Raw genomic sequence first — 8,952 nt, forward strand, 5'->3', positions numbered from 1 at the left:
TTATTTTATAAGGTTTCATAGTCTGCTTACAAAAATTATTAGTCAAAAGTAGAATTGCTGTTTCAAAGTCCCTTTTTAGCCTTTGATTTTGCCCTACCCACCTATTCTATAAAATCTTCGTTACAGTTTCTTAACTTTCTTTAAACATTTTTTTGATATAATATGTACTCATCATATGCAAAAGGAAGGGAAAAGTGGAAAAAGTATTGAGTAACATCCTACTAAGAATCCTCTCACTTAGCTTGTCTTACTGGTTTTACAGAGGACATCTGGAACAATATGTTCATTATATCGCCCATTACGGTCCCTACTTCCAAGTTTTCCTAAACCTAGTCATTATTATTTTACTGGGGTACTTCGTCTACGCTTTTTTGAAACTCCTTCTCACTAGGAAAATAAAAAAACAAACACTTCTCCTACTTTATTTCATTTACTTTCTTTCTCTCTTCTACCTACTTTTCTTGAAAAACATCGGCATCCAAGGGCTATCCCTTAATCCTCTTTCCTTCGTTCAGGAACTATACTGGGGCAGCCACTTTGTTCCCATCATGAACCTATTAATGTTCATCCCCCTAGGGCTCCTCTTTTCTTCCCGAATGAGTAATCTCCTACTCTGTCTCATCGCCCTTTTCTCCGTTGAATCCATCCAATACTTCGGACATCTGGGAGTATTTGATTTAGGAGATATCGTCTTAAATATGTTAGGTCTCCTTGTCGGGACTGCAATTCATCAACTCCCTCAGTTTCAAACATTAATCAAAAAAATTTTAACATAGAAAAACCTACAGAACTTAAATCTGGAGGTTTTATTAGAGCACTCTTTTAGATGAATACAAAATATTAAACGAAGACGTCTTATATACTCGGAATAAAAGACAAAATAATAGCTCTCTGAATCCAGAGAGCTGTTTTGAACTCGAGCTAAAATCCTAGTCAAAAATAAAAACTGCTCCATCATAGAGCAGTTTCAATTTCGTGTATTCAAGATATAAGGCCTAAGCACTTGTATCTTGAATTAACGACGAAGTCCAAGTGAGCTGATCAACTCACGGTAACGGTTAACGTCTGTACGGCGAAGGTATGCCAACAAGTTACGACGGTGACCGATTTTTTTCATCAAACCACGGTAAGTAGCGTGATCTTTTTTGTGTTGTTTAATGTGGTCGTTAAGGTGGTTGATTTCCCAAGTAAGGACAGCAACTTGAACCTCTACTGAACCAGTGTCACCTTCGTGACGTGCGTATTGTGCAATGAGTTCATTTTTTTTCTCTTTTGAGATTGCCATATTTTTCTCCTTTTTTTGCTCCATCCGAGTCTTAGGATTGGCTCTCCTAAAACCAAGAAAGAGTTGGTGTGTCTTTCCGACCTCTCTATTTTAGCTTATCTACTAATCTTTGTCAATCGTAAGATTCACTGTTTGAGACTTTCTAACTTAAGCTTTTTTAACCACTCTTGAATTCAGAAGAAATCCTAAGAAAAGTAAGAAACTGACTATAGCATAAGCTAGGAAAATCCAACTAAAACTTGAAGAGACCAGTGCCAGCAATTTCAAAATATAAGGGGATACAGCTGAGCCTAGGTTGCATCCTAGGAGGACATAAGCAGTCGCCTTATTCAGCAAATTTCTAGCAATACATTCAGAAAGACGATAAAAGATAATGGTCAAAACAATACTGTAAAAGAAACCAACACCAACAGAAGACAAAATCAATATCAGCAAGTTGTTAGCCAGAGCTATTCCAAATAGACAGATAGATAGGCAAAACAGGGCCATCGGCAAGAGACGGTTTTTAATGTGAGATAGCAATGAAGCAAAGCTAAGTCCAGCTACAATCCCAATGCCCTGCTCCAAACTAAGGACCAGAGCTGATTGACCACTTACAATGGTCTTACCATCAACTTGAAAAAGAGGCACGCGCAAACTAATCGATGAATTAATGCAAATCACAAAACCTGCCAAAAGAGCCATACCTGAAATCATAGCAAAATCTTTTTTATTCAAACCTTGTTTACTTTTTTGTACCTCTTTCTTCTCTATCTGCTCTATCGGTGGTACAAAGAGAAGGTACATGGCTAGGATGATAAAACCAAAACCATAGATAAGAAAGGCAAAGGTCCAATGAATTTTCAGTAATTGTCCAACTAAAAGAGAACAAGAAGCTCCACCAATCAACTCCATGGAGCCACGAATACCTAACATCTGAACTCGCTCTTTACCTTGATAACGTTGACTGATGATGGCAATCGCCTTAGCATTGATAAGACCAATCCCCATTCCAAAAGCAATACGTGACAGTAAGACAAGAGGATAGGCTTGTACAAAAAAAGGAAAAATCCCAGAACTACTAAGTAAGAGCAATCCAGTCACAATTAGCTGTCTATCACTTAGCCATTTGTCAATAAATGAATTAAGTAAGAGCATCGCGACTACGGAAAATGAAGGGACAGACACCAAAAGCTCGACTTGAGAAGCATTATATGTTGGACTATAGTAGTCCAACATAGGTGGTAGAGCGGTTGAAATCGAGAAGGCCGAAATCAAAAGCAAAGATAGCCCGAGTAAGCTTATTTTCTCTAAAATTCTTGTCATAATATGGAAATAAGAAAAATCCTTTCTTTACTTGTCTGATAGTTATTTTTTCATTATAATCTAAGAAGAGCTAAAAAAATAGGACCTAGGTCCTAAAAAGGAGATGTATGCGTAACCACACTATTCACCCTCAACTTGAACAAGTCTTCTCAGCCTCCTATCTCAGCCAATTACAGAAAGTCACCTTTCAAAAAGGCGATTACATTTGCACTCAGGGACAAGCTATCACTGAGCTGACCTACATTTTGTCAGGTAGGGTAAAAATTGTTCGCTCCCTGTCCAATGGTAAAGAACACATCCTAGAAATGCCTCAACAACCACAGCTACTAGGAGATATTGAACTCATGACCAATCAATTAGCGGGTTCTTCAGTCATTGCTTTAGAAGATGTTCAAGCAGTTCAGCTCCCATTAAATAATAAAGAAGCACTCCTCAAAGACCCTGTTTTTCTCTACCAAATTGGACGTAACCTAGCTATGGCACTGCATAAGCAAGGTATCACTGCCTCAACGAATGCTAGCTACTCTGTCAAAGAACGTCTGGCCACCCATATTTTGAATAGTGAAGAAGAGAATATCTTTCAATTATCGCCTTCCATTTTAGCTTCCCGTTTTGGGACTAGCTATCGTCATGTACAGCGAGTCATCAAACAATTTATCGATCAGGGGACTATCGAAAAAGAGGCTTTTAAGACCTATCGTATTTTAGAGAGACAAACCTTGGAAAAACTGGCTTTTATCGATTAGAAAAAGCCTCACTTTAACCCTTGATGGTTTAATTTTCAACCCTTTTGTGCTATAGTTATAAACAAGTAAATCAAAGAAAATAGAGGTAAACAAATGGATGCTCAAACCAAAATTATCCGCGCCAGCCATATGATTGATATGAATGATATCATTCGCGAAGGAAATCCAACCTTGCGTGCTGTCGCTGAAGATGTAACCTTCCCACTATCAGACGAAGACATTATCCTAGGCGAAAAAATGATGCAGTTTCTTCGTAACTCACAAGATCCTGTTATTGCCGAAAAAATGGGGCTTCGTGGGGGAGTCGGTCTTGCAGCCCCTCAATTAGATATTTCAAAACGCATTATCGCTGTTCTCGTTCCAAACCCTGAAGACGCTGAAGGTAACCCACCAAAAGAGGCATATAGCCTTCAAGAAATTATGTACAACCCTAAAGTAGTTGCCCATTCTGTTCAGGATGCAGCTTTGGGCGATGGTGAAGGATGCCTCTCAGTTGACCGCGACGTTCCTGGTTACGTGGTTCGTCATGCTCGAGTAACTGTTGAATATTTCAACAAAGAGGGCGAAAAGCAACGTGTTAAACTCCGTGGTTACAACTCAATCGTTGTTCAACATGAAATCGACCATACTAACGGTATTATGTTCTACGACCGCATCAATAAAGACAATCCATTCGCCATTAAAGATGGACTCTTAATTATCGAATAAAGAAAGCCTCAGTAGAAATACTGGGGTTTTAGTTTGAAGATAAAGCCTTAGTGCCACTTTATAGCTAAGTTAAACGTAGAAAAGAACCGACTTTGTCGATTCTTTTTTCATTATATGAACCTGTCCTCAGACAAGCATATTGTAAAGTGTTTCATTACCGTGAAGATTGATATAACTTGGGTCAAAGGCTGAAAGACGCTCAACGAGGAGAATTCTTCCGATTATAATCTATTGCATCCTGACAAAATCGTACATCTGCTTGGTTTCCCGCACGTTCCGCACAACGTTTCTGATGAATTAAACCTCTTTCAATACGGTCACGTTCATCCAAAGCCTTGTTTCTTTCATTTTGACGACGAATATTATCCTGAACAGAAGTATCCATGCCACCACCCGAGATCGTGATACTTTCACTTGGCTCATTCATTGTTTCTGAGAATAAATAACAAATAGCTATAGCTACAAGAACTAGAAGGGCAATAATTACTGTTGCACTAATACCTAACCACGAAAGAATAAAAACTACCCAGCCATACCTTTCAATGAACTGACCAAGACGAGGAAGCAGACCAAGGAAGCCAGAAAACCACCAGACAGCAAGTACATAGATACTAGTATGAAAGGTTCCACCTAGGAAATTTGCCAACCAATTAGGAAAAGATAAATGTGTAATCAAAAAATCACTAAATGGCTGAAAAACATTGTAAAGAAGACCATAAGTATATTTCAAAGCTATGATTGTCACTACAACAACCAACAGCCATTTGCCAAATTGCTTCATATTTTAACCTCTAATATATATTAACAAGATTAGTTTACTTTATAATAAAAATAACTATCATCAGTTGTGCCAATTAGCGACTGACCAGCCCATATACGATCCTTGTTTTTGTCTGATTGGTCATCTACGTTATCATTTGATGAGGTAACAGCATTCGTTAAGAATACACCTGTAGGAAGAAATGCCATCGCTCCGCCACCAGGTCCTACGCCTGATTTTGGACCAGTACCTGCAATAAGGTAGCCATCCGTAATTTTCGCATATTCAGTCGTTACCCTCTCTTTATCACTAACCAGACCGTTATTATCAAAAGTCAAGGTATCACCTCTACCATTTTTCCAAGTCCCAGCAACACTAGAGAAATCACCTTTTTGAATAGCATTAATATCCATACCGGACTGTTTAGCATCAGATTTACTTGAACTACTCTCTTTACTACTAGAGTCATTCTTAGCTTCATTTGTACTAGTTTGACTGTCATTGGAAACACTAAAATCTTTCCATGACTCTTGACCTAGTTCAAATAAACTAGCACCATTAAGACCAACTAGACTTGTGCCATCTTTTGTATCTGCCATACTAAAGTCAACAGACTGTGTCTGATTGAAAGCTCCATTCTTAATTTCATAAGTTTCTGCCTTAGCTTCTGGTCTCATTCTCTGAAATTGTTGGCAGTAGATGGTACCATCACTATAAATCTTCATATCAGACAAATAACCACCCTTAGCATAAGTCCCAGCACTAATAGCAAACACAGGCTGATCCGTATTATTAAGATAATAAATAGCGTGTACTCTTTCAGGAGACCCAATTAGAAGTTCATACTTACCATCCTTATTAATATCAGCAAAACTATATTGAATAGTTTCACCCGCATTAACTGCATCAAAAATAATATTAGTTGCATAAGCTTCATCAGTTGCTAAACTACTAGGAACAGAAGATACACTTTTATTCACAATAATCGGACGATACATATCTAAAACAGATGCATAGAGTTTTTCGTTATCTGCTTTTTTACTAGCACTACTTGAGGTTGAAGAAGTCTCATTTTGTGACTTTTTCACTTGAGAGGTTGTTGAAGTCGAATTTTTTGTTTTCGACTGTGATGTTGGTAGCTTCTGGCAGGCGACAAGTGGCAACAGACTAGACAACAATACAAAACTTAATAATTTCTTTTTCATAATACCCTTTCAAAAGGAACTACCTAGCACAATCTAGGTAGCTCCTCTTTTATTATTTTTCTTTGGTTAATTCAGCTTTCAAACCTTTAGCAGTCAAAGTCAATTTATCACCGTCCAAGGTATAGTCATAGGTGATTCCTTTATCTGATTTCATAGTCTTATTCTTCTTATCAATGGTAAGTTCTTCATCTTAAGAAGAACTCATTCCTAAAAAGTTTGCCTCTAGAGAAACACCTAATAGCAGCTTTTGCATTACCTCTATTCAATAAATATGGAAAGTCAACTTTATCCACGACGTTTACGAGCTGTCACACCTGAAAGTCCAAGCATGCCTAGTCCTGCTAAAAGATAGACTGCTGTATCAGATTCACCAGTTTGTGGGAGTGGCGCTTGATAGTCGGTCGTACCACGACGGTTTACGACTGCTTGCGTCGCCTCTGCTGTTGCTACTTGAGCTGCAGAAAATGATGTCGTATGAACTTCATTTGTTGAAGATATAAATGCCGGAAGTCCAATATGTGTATTTGAGTTCACACGATTAGACTGGGTACCCTTCACATCCTGTCTTACTTGTTTAGCTTTTGCATCACGCTCAGCTTGTCGGTGTATTGCTTCTTCTTTTGCCTTTCTTTGAGCCTCTTCATAAGCAATACGAGCATCATAGGCAGCTTTCAAGTTAGTATACTTAGTGCCACTCAATGCCGTTTGAGCTTTTGCATTCGTTAACACTACCATTGCTTTGTCATAGGCAGCTTGAGCAGCTTCTTGTGCTGTCACCGCTTGGGCATAAGCTTGTCGAGCGGCTTCAAGATTAGCTTTAGCGCTCACAAGTTGCTCATAAGTAGCTTTTGCATCTATTACTGCTTGCTCAGCGTCTTTCAAGGCTTGTTCAAGTTCGGCTAGCTTCGCTTTAGCTACTGTTGTAGCAACTTCACGTTGTGTTAATTCTTGATTAACTTCAGCTAACTTACTTTGTGCTGCGGCCAAAACATTTACAGCTTCATCGCGTGATGCTTTTGCCATATCCAAAGCAGCTACTTTATCAGTATGTGATGCTGTTACAGTTGCCAATGTTTGTTCTGCATTTGTTAATGCTGTTTGGGCATTTACAAGCTCTGATTTGGCTGTTGCCAATTTAGCTTCCGCTTCAGCTGTTTGACGTGGTGTAGCCACCAATGCATCATATGCTGCTTTTGCTTGTTCAAAATGTGTTTGAGCTGCTTGTGCTTGGGCTGTTGCGGTTACCAATGCGGCTTGTGCTGCACGGTCTGCAACTTCTGCAGCTTGCTTATCGGGGATTACCAAATCAGGTACGTTCTTGCTTTCATCAAGTAATTTCTTATCAAAGTTGACAATGTCATGTACAGGTGTGTATAGTACATGTGTTTCAATCATCGGAACTGTACCGAATCCAAAATCAGTATGACTCAGTGTGAATGCAATACCTAATGATGGCTGTTTTACTAATGAAATAGCGTGACCATAATGACCATTTGAACTACCTTCATAAATAAAGCCATTTACATTTTCAGCAACTAATTTATATAATTCTGATTTAGTTAACTCAACTTTATCACCAATCTTATATGTACTATTACCATTAGAATCTAAATCATATGCTGAATCTGGGCTGTTACCAGCTAAGTTTTCGTATGCATTACCTTGGTTTTTACGATTATACCAGTAGCCCATTTCTTTTGCGGCTTCATTAATAGCTTTGTTATCATGTCCACTAAATGGGTCATGATTTTTATCATATTTTTCAGCTACTAACGTTGCAAATTTAATAGCATCGGTATTTACAACAAGTTTTGGTTGCCCAAGTTGTTGGCGAACATCATTAACCAAATACGCGAAATATTGGCTCAATTCTGTTTGTAATTCAAGTGGGAGATTAGTTACATCATACTTTTGACCGGTTGTGTCAGCCGCAAATGTTGATAAGTATGCAGTGTTCAAATTGCGTGACGCCGGTTCTGATGCAATAGCTTTTCCTAAAGCTTCATCAGACATTGACCCAAATGCATATTGCTTAAAGTTTTGTTTGAATTCATCAGACATTACAACATGTGTTGGGTGATTGAATTCTGCATCTTTAAGGGCTTGTGCTGTTTCGTCAGCTTTTGCTTTTGCTGTAGCAACTTCACTTTTTGCAACTTGTGCGGCTTGGTCTGCTTTTTCAACATTGATTTCAGCTTCTTTTGTATCAGCATCAAGGTTGACGTCATTTTGTTTGGCTGTTTCAACGGTCTGTTTAGCTTGTGATACTTTATCGGTCTTCTCAGCCACTGTAGCTTGTGCATTGACGACACCTTGTTTAGCTGTTTCAACTTCTTTAGCACTTGTATCAACCGCGGTTTGTTTCTCAGACTGAATCTGTGTCGCTTCTGCAACTGCTTTCTGAGCTTGATTCACATTACCTTGCGCTTCATTAACGGCTGCTTGGGCTTGCGACTGATTAGCTTCTTTTGTAGTTACATCTGTTTTTGCCGTTTCAACAGTTTCTTTAGCAGGCTGTACTTTAGCTTCAGCTGTTGGGATAGCCTCTTTAGCACTCTGAATATTAACTTCTGTCGCTTGTGCTGTAACTGTTTCTGCTTGTGCAACAGCATCTTGTGCTGTTGTAGTATTTGCTTTAGCAGTGTCTAGAGCCTGCTTTTTACTGTCAACCACAGACTGGGCTTTTGCTTGAGCTTCTTGATTCGTATCATAACTTGCTTTTGCAGATGCAACTTGCTCTGCAGTAACTGGTTGGGACTGTGCCTGACTGACAGTTGTCGTAGTAGTATCAACACTATCAGCATGTGCTTCTTGACTAATGATACCTGTTGCAAGGATGGCTGTCGTTAAAGACACTGAAGAGATAATTTTCTTAGAATTCATCATAGACTCCTTTTTTTCATATTAATACCCCATTAATTAAAATACCCCACTAATTATCCC

Annotated in this window: 8 protein-coding genes; 3 read left to right on the forward strand and 5 right to left on the reverse strand. The window is 38.7% G+C overall.

Annotated elements, in window-relative coordinates; genetic code table 11:
* Window positions 1-194 precede the first annotated feature (194 nt).
* Window positions 195-776: a VanZ family protein gene (locus tag RDY04_RS09390; RefSeq protein ID WP_303952241.1), complete on the forward strand. Its 582-nt coding sequence runs from the start codon at window positions 195-197 to the stop codon at window positions 774-776.
* A 239-nt stretch (window positions 777-1,015) separates the two neighbouring features.
* On the opposite strand, the gene rpsO is transcribed toward RDY04_RS09390, so the two are convergent.
* Together rpsO and RDY04_RS09400 are read right to left on the reverse strand one after the other, a co-directional pair.
* Window positions 1,016-1,285 (reverse strand): 30S ribosomal protein S15, encoded by a 270-nt coding sequence (rpsO, locus tag RDY04_RS09395; protein WP_003098158.1) that lies wholly within the window; start codon window positions 1,283-1,285, stop codon window positions 1,016-1,018.
* A 147-nt stretch (window positions 1,286-1,432) separates the two neighbouring features.
* The gene (locus tag RDY04_RS09400) at window positions 1,433-2,590 is read right to left on the reverse strand and encodes an MFS transporter (RefSeq protein WP_303952243.1); all 1,158 of its coding nucleotides are present in this window, start codon (window positions 2,588-2,590) and stop codon (window positions 1,433-1,435) included.
* A gap of 107 nt (window positions 2,591-2,697) precedes the next feature.
* Between RDY04_RS09400 and RDY04_RS09405 the strand changes: the two genes are divergently transcribed.
* On the forward strand, window positions 2,698-3,336 hold the full coding sequence (locus RDY04_RS09405; RefSeq protein ID WP_303952245.1) for a cyclic nucleotide-binding domain-containing protein: 639 nt from the start codon (window positions 2,698-2,700) through the stop codon (window positions 3,334-3,336).
* A 93-nt stretch (window positions 3,337-3,429) separates the two neighbouring features.
* Entirely contained in the window at window positions 3,430-4,044 is a 615-nt protein-coding gene (def, locus tag RDY04_RS09410; protein WP_002883663.1) for a peptide deformylase, read from the forward strand.
* A gap of 199 nt (window positions 4,045-4,243) precedes the next feature.
* Here def and RDY04_RS09415 read toward each other — a convergent pair whose 3' ends face one another.
* The 3 genes from RDY04_RS09415 to RDY04_RS09425 form a co-directional block, all read right to left on the reverse strand.
* Window positions 4,244-4,825: a hypothetical protein gene (locus tag RDY04_RS09415; protein WP_303952247.1), complete on the reverse strand. Its 582-nt coding sequence runs from the start codon at window positions 4,823-4,825 to the stop codon at window positions 4,244-4,246.
* A 29-nt stretch (window positions 4,826-4,854) separates the two neighbouring features.
* On the reverse strand, window positions 4,855-6,009 hold the full coding sequence (locus tag RDY04_RS09420; protein WP_303952249.1) for a DUF6287 domain-containing protein: 1,155 nt from the start codon (window positions 6,007-6,009) through the stop codon (window positions 4,855-4,857).
* A 285-nt stretch (window positions 6,010-6,294) separates the two neighbouring features.
* Entirely contained in the window at window positions 6,295-8,892 is a 2,598-nt protein-coding gene (locus tag RDY04_RS09425; RefSeq protein WP_303952251.1) for an SEC10/PgrA surface exclusion domain-containing protein, read from the reverse strand.
* Window positions 8,893-8,952: the final 60 nt, after the last annotated feature.

This window comes from uncultured Streptococcus sp., assembly GCF_902463925.1.
GTDB lineage: Bacteria > Bacillota > Bacilli > Lactobacillales > Streptococcaceae > Streptococcus.